Source organism: Billgrantia montanilacus (genome assembly GCF_003336675.1).
Taxonomy (GTDB): domain Bacteria; phylum Pseudomonadota; class Gammaproteobacteria; order Pseudomonadales; family Halomonadaceae; genus Halomonas; species Halomonas montanilacus.
The window spans coordinates 26,796-44,898 of the sequence record NZ_QPII01000021.1; the positions used below are offsets into that span (position 1 = coordinate 26,796).

Consider the following 18,103-nt stretch of genomic DNA (forward strand, 5'->3'; position numbering starts at 1 on the left):
GAAAACCGCCCCTTGTGAGGGCAGTGTTGACTGTAATGTAGTCGGCTGCCAGAGGTTGTCTCCAGCGTACCGCCAACGCTGGCTGGTTGACGTTAACGTAAGATGCCATCAAAAGCATCTATTTTGCTAGCCCTTCGACACTCGACCGGATGAATCCACTGCCGGCGCCGTCGTACCCGCTGGATATCGCGCTAACGGCTCGTCGGTCGACGCAGCAAACGCTCGAACGTACTATCGACGGTGATCGCCAGCAGCCCGATCAGCAGGGCCCCCTGCACGATATAGGCGGTATTGCCGTTGACGATCCCCGAGATGATGGGGTCACCCAGGTTGCTCGCCCCGACCGTGGCACCGATGGCAGCCGTGGCAATATTGATGGTGACGGAGGTACGGATACCCGCCAGAATCACCGGCGCCGCCAGCGGCAGCTCGACCTGCCGCAGAATCTGCCCACCGGTCATGCCCATGCCCCGGGCCGCCTCGTGGACGCCCGGGTCGATGCCCGAAAGGCCAGCCAAGGTGTTGCGCACGATGGGGAGCAGACCGTACAGCAGCAGTGCCACGATGATCGGCAGCGTGCCGAAGCCGAGTGCCGGCACCGCTAGCGCCAGCACGGCGACTGGCGGAAACGTCTGGCCGATGGAGGCGAGCTGGGCCACCAATGGCAGGAAATCGCGGCCAGCCGGCCGCGTGACGGCAATGGCGGCGCTCCCCCCCAGCAGAATGGCCAGCGCCGATGCCACGGCCACCACGAACACATGCTGGCCCAGCAGGGCAGCAAGACTCGAACGGTGATACAGGACTTGCCGGGTATCGGGCTCGATCAGCCGAAAGAGCGCCTCCAGCTGCGCCATGCCGAAGGTGAGCAGCAGCAGCAGCGTCAGCCAGATCAGCGGCACGCCCCAGTGACGCCATTGCGCCACCCCGCGGCCAACTTGCCCGCGGGTTTCGACCAGAAGCTCGCTTTCGCTCATGATGGCTTGGCACCCAGCAGCCGGCGCAGCGACAGCTCGCCGATGGGGATGTCCTCGTCGTCGACCACCGTCAGGCGTTCCACCCGGTGCCACAGCATGACCGACAGCGCCTGGCTCAGCGGCGCCCGGTAGGGAATACGCTCGCTGGCCAGCAGCCGCGGCCCGAAGGGCGCCATACGTTCGCTGACGCGGGTCAGGGCCGCCTCCTTGAGCCCTCGGTCCATGCCGCCCAGCAGCGACTCGACGAACGCATCGACCGGGTCATGCAACAGGTCGATGGGCCGCCCCTGCTGAATGATGCGCCCCTGGTGCATCACTACCAGTCGGTCGGCCAGGGCCAAGGCCTCGTCCATGTCATGGGTCACGAAGACCACGGTCTTGTTGAGGCGCGCCTGCAGGTCCTGCAGCTCGCGCTGCAGCGTTTCCCGAGTAATCGGATCCAGGGCCCCGAAGGGCTCATCCATGAGCAGAATCTCGGGGTCGGCAGCAAGCGCCCGGGCCACGCCGACCCGCTGCGCCTGCCCGCCCGACAGCTGGTGGGGATATTTGTCGGCAAACTCCTCGCGCGGAAGCCCCAGCAGCTCGAGCAGCTCTTCGGTCCGCTCGCGTACCTGCCCGCGCGGCCATTTCAGCAGCCGCGGAACCAGCCCGATATTGCGCGCCACCGTCCAGTGCGGGAAGAGCCCGGTGTTCTGGATCACGTAGCCGATACGCCGACGCAACAGCTCCTCATTGAACGATCGAACCGGCTGGCCATCGAGATGGATCTCTCCCTCACTATGCTCGATCAGCCGGTTGATCATGCGTAGTGTGGTCGACTTGCCGCACCCGGAGGTGCCCACCAGGGCGCAGAATTCGCCTTTCTCCACCCGCAGCGAAATAGCGTCGACAGCGGTCTCGGTGCCGAAACGCTTGGTGACGTCGAAGAGCTCGATCATGGGGTCCCTCCGTGACGAAGCCGCTCGGCCACAGCGCCCAGCAGCGCATCGGCCACCAGGGCCAGGGCAATGATGGGCAGCGCGCCAAGCAGTACCAGATCCATCGCCGCCTGGCCCAGGCCCTGGAAGATGAAGGTGCCCAGGCCGCCGGCGCCGATCAGTGCCGCCACGGCAGTCAGTCCGATGGCCTGTACCGTGGTGATTCGCACCCCCTCCAGCACGACCGGCAACGCCAGCGGTAGGCGTACCTGAAGGAAGGTCTGACGACGGCTCATGCCCATTCCCCGGGCCGATTCGATCACCGCCGGTTCGACACCCTCCAGCGCCACATAGGTGTTGCGCACCATGGGCAGCAGGCTATAGCCCACCAGAGCCAGCCAGGCCGGCGCCCAGCCGATGCCGCTCACCCCAATGGATGCCAACCACTCGACACGAGACGCGAGCCAGGCCAGGGGAGCCAGCAGCAGTCCGAAGAGAGCCAGGCTGGGAATGGTCTGCACGAAATTGAGCACGCCGAAGCCGGCCTTGCGCATGCCGGGGTAGCGGCGCATGCACAGCGCCAGCACGATCCCCAGCAACAGGCTGGCACCCACCGCCGCGCCAACCAGGGCCAGGTGGTAGACGATGGCTGAAGCGAACTGATCGCTACGCCCCTGATACTCCCGGTAGAGTGCCAGCGGCTCGAGCCAGAGCGACAGGGATAACCACCAGGCTAGCAAGATAGGCAGCAGCAACAGCCAGCCGAACGTACGCGACAGGTTCAGCCGGGTACGCAACTCGATCAGCACCAGCAGCCACAGGAACAGCAACAGCCAGAGCGACGCACCGATCCCCAGTCGCGTCTGGGGCATGTCGGGATCGGCCAGGGTCGCGACAACCGTTGACAGCCATAGCGGCATCGCCACCAGCAACCCGATCACCAGGGCCATGGCGACCTGCAGGCGTTGGGTGTCAGGCCGCCAGGCGAGCACCATCACGGCAAGCATGGGCAAGCTGGCCAGCAGCGCTGCCCACCATCCATGCACCTCATGAGCGCGATGGGGGGTGCCGGCTACGATGCGATTGGGCGCGATGCTCACTGCATCGAGCGTGAGCCAGGCGAGCAGCCCAACCAGCATCAGGCACAGCAATACCCAGTTGGGCGCGGACCTGTCAGTCGTCACGAATCATTCCGCAAGATCGGCAAGGAAATCCTCGGCGACACGGCGCGGATCCAGCCCGTCCACGGCCACCTGTCCGTTGAGCCGTTGCAGCGTCTCGAGATCCAGTGCCTTAAAAACCGGCTCAAGGACCGACTCGATGTCGGGATACGCGGCAAGAACGGCTTCACGAACCACCGGCGCCGGCTGATAGACCGGCTGAACACCCAGCGTATCCTCCAGCACCACCAGGTCCAGCGCACCGAGGCCACCGTCTGTGCCATAGGTCATGGCCGCGTTGACGCCACTGGTCTGCTGGGCAGCGGCCCGCATGGTGGCGGCGGTATTGCCACCCGAAAGCACCAGCAGTTGGTCCGACGACAGCTCGAAGCCGTAGGCCTGCTGGAATGCCGGCAAGGCCTGCTCGGATTCGACGAACTCCGCACTGGCGGCGAACTTGAACTCGCCCCCCTCCGCCAGGTAGTCCGCCAGATCTTCCAGGGTGGCCAAACCCTGCTCACGCGCCAGGTCACCGCGGACGCTCATGGCCCAGGTGTTATTGGCATCGGCCGGCGTCAACCAGATCAGGCCATCCTCGGCGTCCAGGTCCCGTACCGCGGCGTAGGCTTCATCGGCGTCGTTCCACACATCGCTATCGGCCATGTCGAAGAAGAAGGCGCCATTGCCGGTATACTCGGGGTAGATGTCGATCTCGCCGGCCTTCAAGGCGCTGCGCACGATGCTGGTGCCACCCAGCTGCAATCGATCCTCGACCTCGATGCCTGCCTGCTCGAGTCTTTGCATGATCAGTTGGCCCAGTACCGAACCTTCGGTATCGATCTTGGAGGAAACTACCACGGGATCGTTGGCCTGGGCCGCAGACAGGGTCAGCACGGAGGCTGTCGTCAGGACTGCCAGGCCGATCAGGGAGCGCTTCATCGCCACCACCCATTGGTTATGAATGTACCCAGAGTATAAGGGGTGTACAGTTTGGCTGTCAGACCCGATCTCAACGCGGAATGCTTATTTACCATGCTTGCAAGCGGCGACCCACATCTCGCTGACTGTCATCACCCCCTGGTGCGCGACCTGGCCTGGATTCTCCAGGCACCCGACCTGATCCACGCCGAGTGGCCGGGACGCCCGTCACACGACGCCCTGGGGCTGGCAGACGACTGCCAGCGCAACGCTTTCCTTCTGAGACTGGAAGCCACACCGCAGTTACTCGAACAGCGGGTCGGCACCACCGTTGAAGGCCGCATGGGGCTCTACCATGAAAGACTCTGGCAGTTTCTGCTCGATGCCGCGCCCGGTACTCGGCTACTGGCGCATAACCTGCGTATCCACCAGGGAAAGCGCACCCTGGGGGAACTCGACCTGCTCTATCGCCGCCGCTGCGACCCGATGCCCATTCATCTGGAAGTGGCCATCAAGTTCTATCTCGGCCTGCCGGAAGGGCCAGGCGAACCCAGCGACCAGGCGCGCTGGATCGGCCCCGGTGGGGCCGATAGCCTGGCGACCAAGCGCGAGCATCTTCATCGCCATCAATTGCGCCTGACGGAGCGGGCCGAGACACGCCTGGCGATCCGGCTCCACACTCGCCCCAGGGACGTCGGCCCTTCTCCGGAGCCGTTTATACAGCCCCAGCTGGCGATGCCCGGCGTGCTCTTCTATCCCTGGCACCAGACACTACCGCCCCCCCGGGAGGCGACCCAGGATCATCTCAGGGGAGAGTGGCTCCGCTGGGGCGAGTGGCGCAACTTCCGCGACGGCCTGCCCCGGGGAATCCGCGCCGCCTGGCTGGCCAAGCCGCACTGGCTGGCCCTGCCAAGAGACGAGGCGTTCGCTCCCCTCAGGGATGTGGAAGCGCGGCTGTCACAGCACTTCCAGGGCCACGGCTCACCGGTCCAGATCGCCCTGCTGGCAGGCGGCGACCGGCACATGGGCGATGGCTATCGGCGGTTATTCGTCGTCGCTGATGACTGGCCGCGCCAGATCCCGCTGCCGCCCGCAAAAGCCTTTGGCTGAACGCAGAGCGCCCGGCCAGGGGCCGGGCGCTCTGCCACGTGACGTCATTCGACCTAATCCGTTTGTTCCAGTACCCAGGTCGTCCCCTCACGGGAATCCTTGAGAATGATGCCAAGGGCCGCCAGCTCGTCACGAATACCGTCGGCTGCGGCAAAGTCCTTCGCTTTCTTGGCGCTTGCACGGGCAACGATCTTCGCTTCGATCTCTGCCTCACTCAGCGGCAGCTCGCCGGCACCGCCCTTGAGAAACGCCTCGGGCTCCTGCTGCAACAGGCCAAGCACCCCGCCCAGGCGTTTGAGTTCGGCGGCCAGGGGCCGCACCCTGCCCGGCGCCTCCTTTCTTGCCCGGTTCAGTTCGCGGGCCAGGTCGAAGAGCACCGACAGCGCCTCAGCGGTATTGAAGTCGTCGTCCATGGCGGCGATGAAGCGCTCGGCGAACCGCGCGTCCACCTCGCCCGGCTGTGGCTCATCACCCTCGAACGCCAGCCCTTCGAGGGCATTGTAGAACCGCTCGAGGGACTTGCGAGCATCCGCCAGGGACTCCGGGGCGTAGTTGATGGCACTGCGATAGTGGCTGGCCACCAGCAGGTAGCGCACCACCTCCGGGTCATGGGATTCGAGCACCTCGCGAATGGTGAAGAAGTTGCCCAGGGACTTGGACATCTTCTCCTGATCCACCCTCACCGCTCCTGCATGCATCCAGGTGTTGACGTAGGGCTTGCCGGTGGCCGCCTCGCTCTGGGCGATCTCGTTCTCATGGTGGGGAAAGGTCAGGTCCGGTCCGCCGCCATGAATGTCGAAGGTCTCCCCCAGGCAGCAGGTCGACATCGCCGAGCACTCGATATGCCAGCCCGGCCTCCCCTCGCCCCAGGGCGACGACCAGCTCGCCTCACCGGGCTTGGCCGCTTTCCACAGTACGAAGTCGAGCGGGTCCTCCTTGTGCTCGTCGACCTCGACCCGGGCCCCGGAGCGCATCTCGTCCAGGTCGCGATTGTTGAGCTTGCCGTAGCCCTCGAACTTGCGCACCCGGTAGTAGACGTCGCCGTTGCTCGCCGCATAGGCGTAGCCCTTGTCGATCAGGGTCTCGATCATGGCGATGATTTCGGCCACATGCCCAGTGGCACGAGGCTCATGATCCGGACGCAGCACGAAGAGGCGCGCCTCGTCCTCGTGCATGGCGGCGATCATGCGCTCGGTCAACGCACCGATGCTCTCGCCGTTCTCGTCGGCACGCTTGAGGATCTTGTCATCGATATCCGTGATGTTGCGCACGTAGGTGACGTCAAGGCCGCGCCAGCGCAGGTAGCGGGTCACCACATCAAACGCCACCATCACCCGGGCATGGCCCAGGTGGCAGTAGTCGTAGACGGTCATGCCGCAGACGTACATGCGCACCCTGCCCGGCTCGATCGGCGTGAACGTTTCCTTGCGGCGCGTCAGCGTATTGTAGATCTGCATGTCAGCCCTTCTTCTGACCATCATTCTTCTGGCCATCTTTTTTCTGGATACGTGCCCAACTATCCTTGAGTCCGACGGTACGGTTGAACACCCGCTTGCCGTCGCGAGAGGCGTGGCGGTCGGCACAGAAGTAGCCGACGCGCTCGAACTGGAAGCGCGACTCGGGTGCGGCGTCGGCCAGGCTCGGCTCGCCCATGGCCTGACAGACCTGCAGCGACTCGGGGTTGAGGTGCTCGAGGAAGTCGGCGTCCTTGTCCTTGTCCGGCTGTTCGACCAGGAAGAGGTTGTCGTAGAGGCGAACTTCCATCGGCACGGCATGGGCCGCGCTGACCCAATGAATCACGCCCTTGACCTTGCGCCCCTCGGGATTCTTGCCCAGGGTGTCGAAGTCCACCGAGCAGCGCAGTTCGGCGATCTCGCTGGCGCCGTCCTTCACCACCTCGTCGCAACGAATCACGTAGGCGTTGCGCAGCCGCACCTCCTGGCCCGGCGCCAGGCGGAAGAACTTCTTCGGGGGCTCCTCCAGGAAGTCATCCTGGTCGATGTATAGCTCGCGGGTGAACGGTACCTTACGCACGGGCATGTCCTCGCGGGCGGGGTGGCCCGGCACATCAAAGACCTCTTCGTGATCGTCGGCGACGTTGGTCAGCACTACCTTGAGCGGCCTGAGCACGCACATGGCCCGCGGCGCGTTGTCCTCGAGATCAGAGCGAATGGCGTGATAGAGCATGGCGATGTCCACCAGACCACCATCGGCGCGGGTCACGCCGATCATGTCGCAGAACTTGCGGATCGAGCCCGGCGTATAACCGCGGCGACGCATGCCGGAGATGGTCGGCATCCGCGGGTCGTCCCAGCCGTCGACGATACCCTCGTCCACCAGCAGCTTGAGCTTGCGCTTGGAGGTCAGGGTGTAGTTGAGGTTGAGCCGGGCAAACTCGATCTGGCGCGGCTTGGCCGGCACCGGCAGGTTCTCCAGGAACCACTCGTAGAGCGGCCGATGATCCTCGAACTCCAGGGTACAGATGGAGTGCGTAACGCCTTCGAGGGCATCCGACTGGCCGTGGGTGAAGTCGTAGGAGGGATAGATCTTCCACTTGTCGCCGGTCTGGTGGTGATGGGCATGGCGAATACGATAGAGGATCGGGTCGCGCAGATTGATGTTGGGTGCGGCCATGTCGATCCGGGCACGCAGCACCTTCTCGCCCTCGGCGAACTCGCCGATGCGCATGCGCTCGAGCAGATCGAGGTTCTCTTCCGCACTGCGCGTGCTGTAGGGGCTCGGCCTGCCAGCCTCGGTCAGGCTGCCGCGATACTCGCGAATCTCTTCGGGAGAGAGGTCGTCCACGTAGGCCTTGCCCTCCCGGATCAGATGCTGCGCCCAGGCATAGAGCTGGTCGAAGTAGTCGGAGGCAAAACGCACTTCGCCCGCCCACTGAAAGCCCAACCAGGCCACATCCTCCTTGATGGCATCGATATAGGCCTGCTCTTCCTTGGCGGGATTGGTATCGTCGAAGCGCAGATGACAGTCGCCACCGAACTGCTCAGCCAGGCCGAAATTGAGACAGATCGACTTGGCATGGCCCACGTGCAGAAAGCCGTTGGGCTCGGGCGGAAAACGCGTCACGACCCTGTCGGCCTTGCCGGCTTCGATCTCGTCGCGGATCTGGTTGCGGATGAAATTCGGCGCGCTGGCGGTTTCGGTGGACATGTTGATGCGGTAAACCTCTGGTTGAATCGCGGCCCATGGGCGCGAAGCCCGTGTCGTGGGCTGTCGTAGAATAAGGAACGACCCGACGCGCTTCGCGCATCGATGCAAAACCGCTATTATAGCGTCACGCCCCTGCACGGCGCCAAGGCGCGCCTGCTATTGCCAAAGCCAAAGCGCACAGGAAAAAGCGATGATCGTTCTAGAGACCAACTTCGGTGATATCACGGTTTCCGTGAATCACGAGAAAGCCCCGAAAACCGCCGCCAATTTCGAGCAGTACGTACGCGACGGCCATTTCGACGGTACGCTGTTTCATCGGGTGATCCCTGGCTTCATGGTACAGGGTGGCGGCTTCGATCAGGAATTCAATCAGAAACCAACCCGCGACCCCATCGAGAACGAAGCCGACAACGGCCTCAAGAATACCATCGGCACCCTGGCCATGGCGCGCACCCAGGACCCCCACTCAGCCACGGCGCAATTCTTCATCAACGTGGCCGACAACGACTTCCTCAACCACAGCGGCAAGAACATCCAGGGCTGGGGCTACTGCGTCTTCGGCGAGGTGGTCGAAGGCATGGATGTGGTAGAGAAGATCACCGCCGTGGAAACCACCCGTCGGGGCATGCACGCCGACGTCCCGGCCGAGGATGTGATCATCCAGCGGGCCTACATGAAGGATCACCCTGCCGACACCTGACAGGATCGAAGCGCAACATGACCGCCTGCGCGGCCGTGTTGCGCTGGCCCTTCATGCGACAGCCCTGCGAGATGGCCCATGAGCACCCTGATAGTTTCCGACCTCCACCTGCATCCTGAAGCCCCCGAGGTGATCGATGGCTTTCTCGGCTGGCTCCAGAAACGAGCCCGTGGGGTCGATGCCCTCTACATACTCGGCGATTTCTTCGAGGCCTGGGTCGGTGACGACATCCTCGACATGGTCGATGCCGATGCCAGCGGCAATGCCGCCCTTGCCGCGGATATCGCCGCCGCGCTACGTCGACTCGCTGACGATGGCACAGCCATCTACCTGATGCACGGCAATCGTGATTTCCTGCTCGGCCAGCGCTTCGCCACCGCTGCCGGCGCGAAGCTGCTGGCCGACCCCGCCCTGGTCGTGTTTCACGACAAGCCAATGCTGCTGATGCACGGCGATAGCCTCTGCACCCGGGACGAAGCCTACATGGCCTTCCGTGCCCGGGCGCGGCAACCCGAATGGCAGCAGCAGATACTGGCCATGCCCATTGCCGACCGTATCACGCTGGCGGCCTCGCTGCGCCAGCAGTCCGGTGAAGCCACTTCCAACAAGGCCGATGACATCATGGACGTGACGCCCGACGAAGTCGTCCAGGTAATGCGCGACCATGGCGTTACGACCCTGATCCACGGCCATACTCACCGCCCGGCGGTCCATGATCTCGAGATCGACGGCACGCCCGCTCAGCGTGTCGTGCTGGGAGACTGGCAGCCCGGCCGGGGCTGGGAAGTGGTCATCGAGAACGACGGCCACCCCACCCTGCAGCAAATCGACTTCTAACCCACAAGCCACTCGACAGGTCAGTCCGCACAGGCCGCCAGGTCGGCCTGCAGCGCCTCCGGATCGGGGAGGCCTCCCGCCTCCCCGATCACCTCCAGCCGGGAATCCAGCCGCCACACGCTGGGCTCCAGCCTGGCAGCGCCATCGCCACGGTTATAGAGCTTCCAGCCGGCATCGGTATTCAGCACCCCCTTGACCCGCAGCTCCGGTGACAGCCGATCGAGCACACCGGTCAGACAATCCAGGTCGAAGCGCGTATCCGGGTGCCAGCGCCACCCCAGCGTGGTGTAGCCCAGCGCCGTTGCCGTCTCGTGTATCGGTTTTCCGCGCTCGGGTCGTGATATCACATCATCCAGCATCACGACCCGCCCTCTTTCTGCCACGGCTCGCAACCGGTCGTGGGCATCGCTTGCGAGCGGCTCCTCCGTCATGGCGGCATGTCCTTCGCTGTAAAGCAGCCGCGATATCGGCAGCTGCCCATTCGGCGCCTCGAGGATCCATTTCCTCGCCGGCCAGTGATCGGCTGCATGGCGGTGCGCCGCCTCCACCTGCCCCGACGAAGCCAGGTCCGTCCTGGTCAGCACCACGGCATCGGCCATGGCCAGCTGGTCGCGAAAAGTCTCGTGCTCCCGCACCCGTGGCTCATCGAGGCGCGCCGGATCGAGCACGACGATGATGTCGCGGACATCGAGAATGCCGTGGAAGGCCTCCCCTCGCAGCACATCGAGAAGACCCGCCGGATGCCCCAGGCCAGACGGCTCGACGATCAGCCGGTCCGGACGATGGCGGTGAAGCAGGTTGACCAGCGTCGCCTGCAGGACGAAGGCCAGCTGGCAGCAGAGACAGCCTCCCGGCAGCCCCTTCACCACCAGATCTTCCCGCGCCTGGAACATCGCCTGATCGATCCCAACCTGACCGAATTCGTTGATCAGAATCGCCCAGGTCTCATCCGCTGGCTTCTGGTCGATGAGCCCACGGATCAGCGTACTCTTGCCGCTACCGAGGAAACCTTTCACCAGATGCACGGGTATCGATTCAAGCGGTGTGCCAGGCATCGCTCGCCTCCAGGAAAATTCAATCGGCATTAATGTTATATAATAACACTTGCCGTGTCACTTTTCGCCCATGCCTTTCGTCTGGTCGCCCCGAATATATGCTCAAGATAACGGTATAATTCCTGGCAAGAAAAAAGCAGGAGGCACCACGCGCCTCCTGCTTATCGGCTCCTCCAGTTTCAGCGGCGGTCGATATCCGCCGTCTCACGCAGGTGAGACTGGAGCCCTTGAATCGCTGCCTGCCCGCGCAGCTGCTCCGACATCCGAGCCACGAAGTTCTCAACCTGGGTATCCGCTTCGCCCTGCTCGACGCTGTCCAGGGCGATGAGCACCACCCGATTCTCGTCCGAGGCCTGGCCATAGACGGTCTCACCCTCCTCGGGGTGAGGAAGACGGAACGCCGCCTGCAGCACGGAGCGCGGGACGTTATCCTGCTGACGCGCGGCGCTCTCGACGCGGCGCCATTCGATATCCAGCTCCTCGCCCTCCCGCAGCAGCTCCACCTGGCTGCGCGCCACGTCGAGCAGTGCCTCGCGCTGCTTGCGGCGCTCCACCGCAGCTGTCACGCGATCGCGGACCTCATCGAGGGGAAGCACGGCTGCCTCGCGGTGATCGGCGACCCGCAACACCATCCTGCGGTCCTGGTCCAGCTCGATGACATCGCTGTTGAACCCGTCCACCAGGACATCGTCACTAAAGGCTTCCTGCATCACGCCAGGTTCGGAGACCACACCCTCGCCGCCGTCGCGGGATGTCCAATCGCTTTGGTGCAGTTCCAGTTCGAGCTGATCGGCCACGCTGGCAAGGTCATCGGCTGCAAAACTTTCGTCGATCAGGGTCTGGACCCGGCGGTTGAAGGCATCGCTGACCTCGGACAGCGCCAACTCACGCTGCAACTCTTCACGCATCTCTTCAAGGGCTGGCTGATCAAGCTCGGTCACCTTCACAAGATGCAGGCCGCTGCTGGTCTCGACGATATCGGAAACCTGCCCGGGAGCGAGGGCAAAGGCGGCATCATCGAACGCATCGCCGAAGAACCCGCGACTGATCACGCCCAGGTCGCCCCCCTGCTCGGCGGTCGTCGGATCGTCGGAATAGCGGAGCGCCAGCTCGGCAAAGTCCTCACCCTCGGCGAGCTGAGCACGAATGCTCTCCAACCGAGAAACGGCTTCCTCACGACTACGCTCATCGTTGAAGCCCACCATGATATGGGACACCCGCCGATCCACATCGCGGCCACGCGCCTCCCAGGCGTTGCGAACGTCGTCGTCTGAGATGTCTACGGCCTCTGCCATCTCCTGACGATCGAGAACGACGTACTCGAGCCGAACCTGCTCGGGACGCCGGTAGCGGTCGGCATTTTCCTCGTAGTAAGCAACAAGGTCCTGTTCGGTGACTTCCACGGGCTCGGCCAGGTCATCGGCACTCAGCGCATGGTAACGAAAGGTGCGAGCCTGACGCTGCAGGGCCGCCAGGCTCTCTCGCTCACTTTCCAGCGAGAAGTCGCTCATGACGAGGCCTTGCTGAACCTGCTGACGCTTGAGGTCCACTCGTAGCGCAGCGCGAAACGATGACGGCGTGAAACCGGCGCTTGCCAGGCGGTTGCGGAACAGGTCGGCATCGAAGCGGCCATTCTGGTTCTGGAATTCCGGTAGCGTGACGATCACCTGGTCAAGCTGCTCGTCGGAGAGGTGCAGGCCGCCATCTTCGGCGAAAGCCGTCAGCAGTCGTTCACCGATCAGCTCGTCGAGGACCTGACCACGCAGCGCCCGCTCCTGTTCGGGAGGCACCTGGCCAGAACGAATGGCTCGCTGAACCTCCATCTCCAGTTCTTGACGGGTAATCGTCTGGCCATTGACCTTGGCTACCTCGTCGCCACCTCCGCCCAACAGGCCTACCAGGGATTCGACCCCGAACAAGGCCATGGTCACGACGACGGCTCCGATGATGATCTTCGCGCCCCAACTTCTGGAGCGGTCACGTATACTTTGCAGCATGGAGGCCTCGGCTGATGATTGTTGGCTGGCTGACGCGCCGTATTATACGGTGACAGAGGCATTCCCACCATGGCCCCCGCCCGATACAGAGCGTAAGCCCATAAAAAAGAAGGCGCATCGCGATAGCGATGCGCCTGATTTTTTGCTGCCGATGATGGCCTGCGTGAGCCGACGACCCGCGGCGCAAATATCCCGCTGACTCAGTTCACGGAGTCCTTGAGCGCCTTGCCAGCCTTGAAGGACGGCACCTTGGCTGCGCTGATCTGGATCGGCTCGCCGGTCTGAGGGTTACGCCCGGTACGCGCGGCGCGCTCCTTGACGGAAAAAGTACCAAAGCCCACCAGGGAGACGGTTTCACCGCTCTTAAGACTCTCGGTGACGGTGTCGACCATGGCATCCAATGCACGAGTCGCGGCGGCCTTGGGAATATCGGCAGACGCGGCGATGGCTTCGATCAGCTCGGATTTGTTCACACTTCACCCCTTGACTATTTCAGTAAATGGCTCTAATCGGCGCACCTTTCGCCTGGCAACACGATCACAGCATGGCAGCAGTTTATAGCAATGCAGCAAAAGACGTGTCAAGCAACTTACAGCGCCAAACCGCGTCATACCGGGGTTTTTCTCCCAGCATGACGCTAAAATATCGTTAATGCGTGCTGATCATTGAGGTGGATGCTGCAGAATCATCCGTTCGGGAATCCTCACTCTTGGGGCCAGACCTTTCAGCCAGAGCCGCCTCAAGCACCTCATCGATCCAGCGGACGGGCCGGATATCCAGTGCATCCTTGATGTTATCCGGCACCTCTTTGAGATCCCGTCGGTTCTCTTCCGGAATGAGCACGATCTTTATACCACCGCGCCGCGCAGCCAGCAATTTCTCCTTCAACCCCCCGATCGGCATCACCTCGCCTCGCAGGTTGACCTCCCCCGTCATCGCCAAGTCACAACGGATCGGTCGAGCAGTGTAGGCAGAGACCATCGCAGTCACCATCGCAATGCCGGCACTCGGGCCATCCTTGGGTGTGGCACCCTCAGGAACGTGGATATGAAGATCCTCCTTCTCGAAGCGCTCCGGATCGATACCAAGCGCATCGGCACGGGCACGCACCACGGTGTGAGCGGCGCTCACCGACTCCTTCATGACATCACCCAGTGAGCCGGTCTTGTTGATGCGCCCCTTGCCCCGGGTGACGACCGACTCGATATTGAGCAGCTCGCCACCGACCGATGTCCATGCCAGGCCGGTGACCCGTCCCACCTGGTCCTCCATGTCGGCAAGACCGTAGCTGTAGCGGCGCACACCCGCGTACTGCTCGATGTCGGCCGCGCTCAGTGCCACCGGCGCCAGGGCACCCTGCCCCTGCTGTTCCAGCCGCTGACGCAACACCTTGCGGCACACCTTGGCTATCTGGCGCTCAAGCTCGCGAACGCCGGCCTCGCGTGAATAGTAGCGAATCAGCTCGAGCAGCGCGTCGTCGGCAAAGCTCAGCTCGTCTTCCTTGAAGCCATTGGCCTTGAGCTGCTTGGCAACCAGGTAGCGACGCGCGATGGCGAGTTTCTCGTCCTCGGTGTAGCCGGGTAGACGTATGATCTCCATGCGGTCCAGCAGAGGCCCCGGGATGTTCATGGAGTTGGCGGTACAGATGAACATCACGTCTGACAGGTCGTAGTCCAGCTCGAGGTAGTGATCGTTGAACTTGTCGTTCTGCTCCGGATCAAGCACCTCGAGCAGGGCGGATGCCGGATCGCCGCGATGATCCATGCCGATCTTGTCGACTTCGTCGAGCAGGAAGAGCGGATTCCTGACGCCCGCCTTGCTCATGCGCTGGACCAGCTTACCCGGCAGCGAGCCAATATAGGTGCGACGGTGGCCGCGAATCTCGGACTCGTCACGCACCCCACCCAGCGCCAGACGCACGTACTTGCGGTTGGTGGCACGGGCGATCGACTGCCCCAGCGAGGTCTTGCCCACTCCGGGCGGGCCGACCAGGCAGAGCACCGGGCCCTTTAGCTTCTTGACCCGCTTCTGCACGGCGAGGTATTCGAGAATTCGCTCCTTCACCTCGTCCAGGCCATAGTGGTCTTCGTCCAATACCTTGTGCGCATGCACCAGATCATGCTTGACCCGGGTGCGCTTCTTCCAGGGCACGGCGACCAGCCAATCGAGATAGGAGCGCACCACCGTGGCCTCGGCCGAGTTGGGCGACATCATCTTTAGCTTGCCCAGCTCCTGCAGCGCCTTCTCGCGGGCCTCCTGCGGCATGCCCGACTCTTCGATCGCCGCCTCGTACTTCTCAGCCTCATTGGGCACGTTCTCGAGCTCGCCCATCTCCTTCTGGATGGCCTTCATCTGCTCGTTGAGATAGTACTCGCGCTGGGATTTCTCCATCTGGTCCTTGACCCGGGAGCGGATGCGCTTCTCGACCTGCAGCAGGTCGATTTCCGACTCGATCAGCGCCATCAGGTGCTCGATGCGGTCACGAACCCGATCCATCTCCAGCAGTTGCTGCTTGTCGCCGATCTTGAGCGACAGGTGGGCACAGACCGTATCGACCAGACGACTCGGGTCCTCGATCCCGGACAGGGAGTTGAGCACTTCATTGGGGACTTTCTTGGAAAGCTTGACGTACTGTTCGAACTGGTTGAGCAGCACCCGTACCAGGGCCTCCTGCTCACGCTCGGAGAGCGGCTCGCTGTCACGCAGCACCGCCTCGGCCAGGCTGTAACCCTGATCGGTATGGTGCACCTCGCGGAGATCGGCACGGGAGGTGCCCTCGATCAGCACCTTGACGGTGCCGTCGGGCAGCTTGAGCAGCTGCATGATCTCAGCCACGGTGCCGATGCCGAAGAGATCCTCGGTGCCAGGATCGTCCTGGCCGGCTTCACGCTGGGCCACAAGCAGAACACGCTTGTCGGCCGCCATGGCCGCATCCAGTGCCTGGATGGACTTCTCCCGTCCAACGAACAGCGGTATCACCATCTGCGGATAGACAACGACATCGCGCAGTGGAAGAAGGGGCAGACTCAGGGTCTGATCGGCGTTCTGCTGCATCGCAGACGTTCCTCAAACGAATCGGGTGGATACAGAAGGGAATGGGGGCGCAGCGCCCCCATTGCAAGGGAGAGCGCAGGTAACAGACAGCCAAAGGGGTCGCTCAAGCGACCCCTTCCACTGGCATGAGCATCGGCCGGGATTACCCGCCGTGCTTCAGCCGTCGGTGCCGTCGACCCGCTGGTCCTGCTGCGAATAGATCAGCAGCGGCTCGCTCTCGCCGGCAATGACCGTGGCATCTATCACCACCTTGGTCACCCCTTCCATAGAGGGAATCTCGTACATGGTGTCGAGCAATACCGACTCGAGGATGGAGCGCAGCCCACGGGCCCCCGTCTTGCGGGTCATGGCCTTGACCGCCACGGCACGCAGGGCGTCCTCGCGGAACTCCAGCTCCACCCCTTCCATGTCGAACAGACGCGCATACTGCTTGGCCAGGGAGTTTTTCGGCTCGGTAAGAATCTGGACCAGCGCATCCTCACTCAGCTCGGTCAAGGTGGCAATGACCGGCAGGCGCCCGACAAACTCGGGAATGAGGCCGAACTTGACCAGATCCTCAGGCTCGACATCGGCAAGCAAGGCGCCAACGCCCTTCGCCTCGTCCTTGCTCTTCACCGTGGCATTGAAACCGATACCGCCCTTCTCGGCGCGATCGCGGATCACCTTGTCCAGGCCGGCAAAGGCACCGCCGACAATGAACAGGATATTGCCCGTATCCACCTGCAGGAACTCCTGCTGAGGATGCTTGCGGCCACCCTGTGGCGGTACGGAAGCCGTGGTGCCCTCGATCAGCTTCAGCAGCGCCTGCTGCACGCCCTCGCCCGAGACATCTCGGGTGATGGAGGGGTTGTCCGACTTGCGCGAGATCTTGTCGATCTCGTCGATGTAGACGATGCCACGCTGGGCCTTCTCCACATCGTAGTCGCACTTCTGCAGCAGCTTCTGGATGATGTTCTCGACGTCCTCGCCGACGTAACCCGCCTCGGTAAGCGTGGTGGCGTCCGCGATGGTGAACGGCACATTGAGCAGCCGCGCCATGGTTTCGGCCAGCAGAGTCTTGCCGCTACCGGTGGGGCCAATGAGCAGGATGTTGGACTTGCCCAACTCCACGTCGTCGCCCTTGATACCGGCGCGAAGGCGCTTGTAGTGATTGTAGACGGCTACGGACAGCACCGTCTTGGCGCGGTCCTGGCCGATGACGTAATCGTCCAGGGTGCGACGAATCTCGCGGGGAACGGGCAACCGCTCCTCATCGCTCTCGGCGTCGGCATCGAGAACTTCCTCGCGAATGATGTCGTTACAGAGATCGACACACTCGTCGCAGATATACACGGACGGGCCTGCAATCAGCTTGCGCACTTCATTCTGGTTCTTGCCACAGAACGAGCAGTACAGCAGCTTGCCGCCCTCGTCCTTGCCTTTGCCGTCGGCCATTCGCGTACCTCTGTCGCTTCGGCGGCCTGAAGCCGCCGGTTGTCACGTGTGAAGGGCGTGTATCGAATCACGCTATCAGGATGTGGGCCGCTTATCCAGCACAGCATCGATCAGTCCATATTCGGCCGCCTGGCTGCCATCCATGAAATTGTCGCGATCGGTGTCCCGCGCAATCGTCTCGAAATCCTGGCCGGAGTGGTGCGCCAGAATCCGATTGAGCTTGTCCCGGATGCCGAGTATCTCACGAGTGTGGATCTCGATATCGGAGGCCTGCCCCTGATAGCCACCCAACGGCTGGTGGATCATCACCCGTGAATTGCCCAGGCAGTAGCGCTTGCCAGCCGCACCGGCAGCCAGCAGCAGAGCGCCCATGCTGGCCGCCTGGCCGATACAGACCGTTGACACATCCGGCTTGATGAACTGCATGGTGTCATAGATCGCCATGCCGGCGGTCACGGCCCCACCCGGTGAATTGATGTAGAGATGAATGTCCTTGTCCGGATTCTCGGACTCGAGGAAAAGCATCTGTGCCACCACCAGGTTGGCCATGTGATCCTCCACCGGCCCCACCAGAAAGATCACACGCTCCTTCAGCAGGCGAGAGTAGATATCATAGGCCCGCTCACCGCGTGCGCTCTGCTCTACCACCATCGGCACCAGGCCGCCGGCGTTTTGGATCTCGAACTCGTTGCTCATCAGTGTGATGTCCTTGCATCCGATGAATGGAAGCGTAATACCCCCTTCCGGTACCTGCCAGTCTCGACAGCGCCGGAAGGGTC

At 63.0% G+C, this 18,103-nt stretch carries 15 protein-coding genes; 3 read left to right on the forward strand and 12 right to left on the reverse strand.

Annotated elements, in window-relative coordinates; all coding sequences use genetic code 11:
- Positions 1 to 191: 191 nt before the first annotated feature.
- The 4 genes from DU505_RS19685 to osmF are packed head-to-tail and all read right to left on the reverse strand — an operon-like array spanning position 192 to position 3,990.
- Positions 192 to 974: an ABC transporter permease gene (locus DU505_RS19685; RefSeq protein WP_114480673.1), complete on the reverse strand. Its 783-nt coding sequence runs from the start codon at positions 972 to 974 to the stop codon at positions 192 to 194.
- On the reverse strand, positions 971 to 1,912 hold the full coding sequence (locus DU505_RS19690) for an ABC transporter ATP-binding protein (RefSeq protein ID WP_114480674.1): 942 nt from the start codon (positions 1,910 to 1,912) through the stop codon (positions 971 to 973). Before DU505_RS19690 ends, DU505_RS19685 begins: the two co-directional genes overlap by 4 nt.
- Positions 1,909 to 3,030: an ABC transporter permease gene (locus DU505_RS19695; protein WP_114480707.1), complete on the reverse strand. Its 1,122-nt coding sequence runs from the start codon at positions 3,028 to 3,030 to the stop codon at positions 1,909 to 1,911. The genes DU505_RS19690 and DU505_RS19695 overlap by 4 nt, the downstream gene beginning before the upstream one ends.
- A 48-nt stretch (positions 3,031 to 3,078) precedes the next feature.
- Entirely contained in the window at positions 3,079 to 3,990 is a 912-nt protein-coding gene (osmF, locus tag DU505_RS19700) for a glycine betaine ABC transporter substrate-binding protein OsmF (protein WP_114480675.1), read from the reverse strand.
- A gap of 93 nt (positions 3,991 to 4,083) precedes the next feature.
- Between osmF and DU505_RS19705 the strand changes: the two genes are divergently transcribed.
- Positions 4,084 to 5,079 carry a DUF1853 family protein gene (locus DU505_RS19705; protein ID WP_114480676.1) on the forward strand — a complete coding sequence of 332 codons (996 nt, stop codon included), beginning with the start codon at positions 4,084 to 4,086 and terminating at the stop codon, positions 5,077 to 5,079.
- A 53-nt stretch (positions 5,080 to 5,132) separates the two neighbouring features.
- Here the strand turns inward: DU505_RS19705 and cysS are convergent, their stop codons facing one another.
- Both cysS and DU505_RS19715 read right to left on the reverse strand, forming a co-directional pair.
- On the reverse strand, positions 5,133 to 6,536 hold the full coding sequence (gene cysS, locus DU505_RS19710; RefSeq protein ID WP_114480677.1) for a cysteine--tRNA ligase: 1,404 nt from the start codon (positions 6,534 to 6,536) through the stop codon (positions 5,133 to 5,135).
- Position 6,537: 1 nt separating this feature from the next.
- Positions 6,538 to 8,247 (reverse strand): glutamine--tRNA ligase/YqeY domain fusion protein, encoded by a 1,710-nt coding sequence (locus DU505_RS19715; RefSeq protein ID WP_114480678.1) that lies wholly within the window; start codon positions 8,245 to 8,247, stop codon positions 6,538 to 6,540.
- Positions 8,248 to 8,437: 190 nt separating this feature from the next.
- Here DU505_RS19715 and DU505_RS19720 point away from each other — a divergent pair, with 190 nt between their 5' ends.
- Together DU505_RS19720 and DU505_RS19725 are read left to right on the forward strand one after the other, a co-directional pair.
- Positions 8,438 to 8,947, forward strand: a complete 510-nt coding sequence (locus tag DU505_RS19720; RefSeq protein WP_114480679.1) for a peptidylprolyl isomerase — start codon at positions 8,438 to 8,440, stop codon at positions 8,945 to 8,947.
- Positions 8,948 to 9,025: 78 nt separating this feature from the next.
- A complete protein-coding gene (locus tag DU505_RS19725) occupies positions 9,026 to 9,784 on the forward strand; it encodes a UDP-2,3-diacylglucosamine diphosphatase (RefSeq protein ID WP_114480680.1) in 759 nt (252 codons plus the stop codon).
- A 20-nt stretch (positions 9,785 to 9,804) separates the two neighbouring features.
- Here DU505_RS19725 and DU505_RS19730 read toward each other — a convergent pair whose 3' ends face one another.
- The 6 genes from DU505_RS19730 to clpP all read right to left on the reverse strand — a co-directional run bounded on the left by DU505_RS19730 (position 9,805) and on the right by clpP (position 18,020).
- Positions 9,805 to 10,839 carry a CobW family GTP-binding protein gene (locus tag DU505_RS19730; RefSeq protein WP_114480681.1) on the reverse strand — a complete coding sequence of 345 codons (1,035 nt, stop codon included), beginning with the start codon at positions 10,837 to 10,839 and terminating at the stop codon, positions 9,805 to 9,807.
- A 179-nt stretch (positions 10,840 to 11,018) separates the two neighbouring features.
- The gene (locus tag DU505_RS19735; RefSeq protein WP_114480682.1) at positions 11,019 to 12,836 is read right to left on the reverse strand and encodes a SurA N-terminal domain-containing protein; all 1,818 of its coding nucleotides are present in this window, start codon (positions 12,834 to 12,836) and stop codon (positions 11,019 to 11,021) included.
- 200 nt (positions 12,837 to 13,036) lie between these two features.
- Complete coding sequence (locus tag DU505_RS19740) at positions 13,037 to 13,309, reverse strand: HU family DNA-binding protein (RefSeq protein WP_114480683.1); 273 nt, start codon at positions 13,307 to 13,309, stop codon at positions 13,037 to 13,039.
- Positions 13,310 to 13,484: 175 nt separating this feature from the next.
- On the reverse strand, positions 13,485 to 15,890 hold the full coding sequence (gene lon / locus DU505_RS19745) for an endopeptidase La (protein WP_114480684.1): 2,406 nt from the start codon (positions 15,888 to 15,890) through the stop codon (positions 13,485 to 13,487).
- 156 nt (positions 15,891 to 16,046) lie between these two features.
- Positions 16,047 to 17,324 (reverse strand): ATP-dependent Clp protease ATP-binding subunit ClpX, encoded by a 1,278-nt coding sequence (gene clpX, locus DU505_RS19750; RefSeq protein WP_114480685.1) that lies wholly within the window; start codon positions 17,322 to 17,324, stop codon positions 16,047 to 16,049.
- A gap of 75 nt (positions 17,325 to 17,399) precedes the next feature.
- Entirely contained in the window at positions 17,400 to 18,020 is a 621-nt protein-coding gene (clpP, locus tag DU505_RS19755) for an ATP-dependent Clp endopeptidase proteolytic subunit ClpP (RefSeq protein WP_114480686.1), read from the reverse strand.
- Between the last annotated feature and the right edge of the window lie 83 nt (positions 18,021 to 18,103).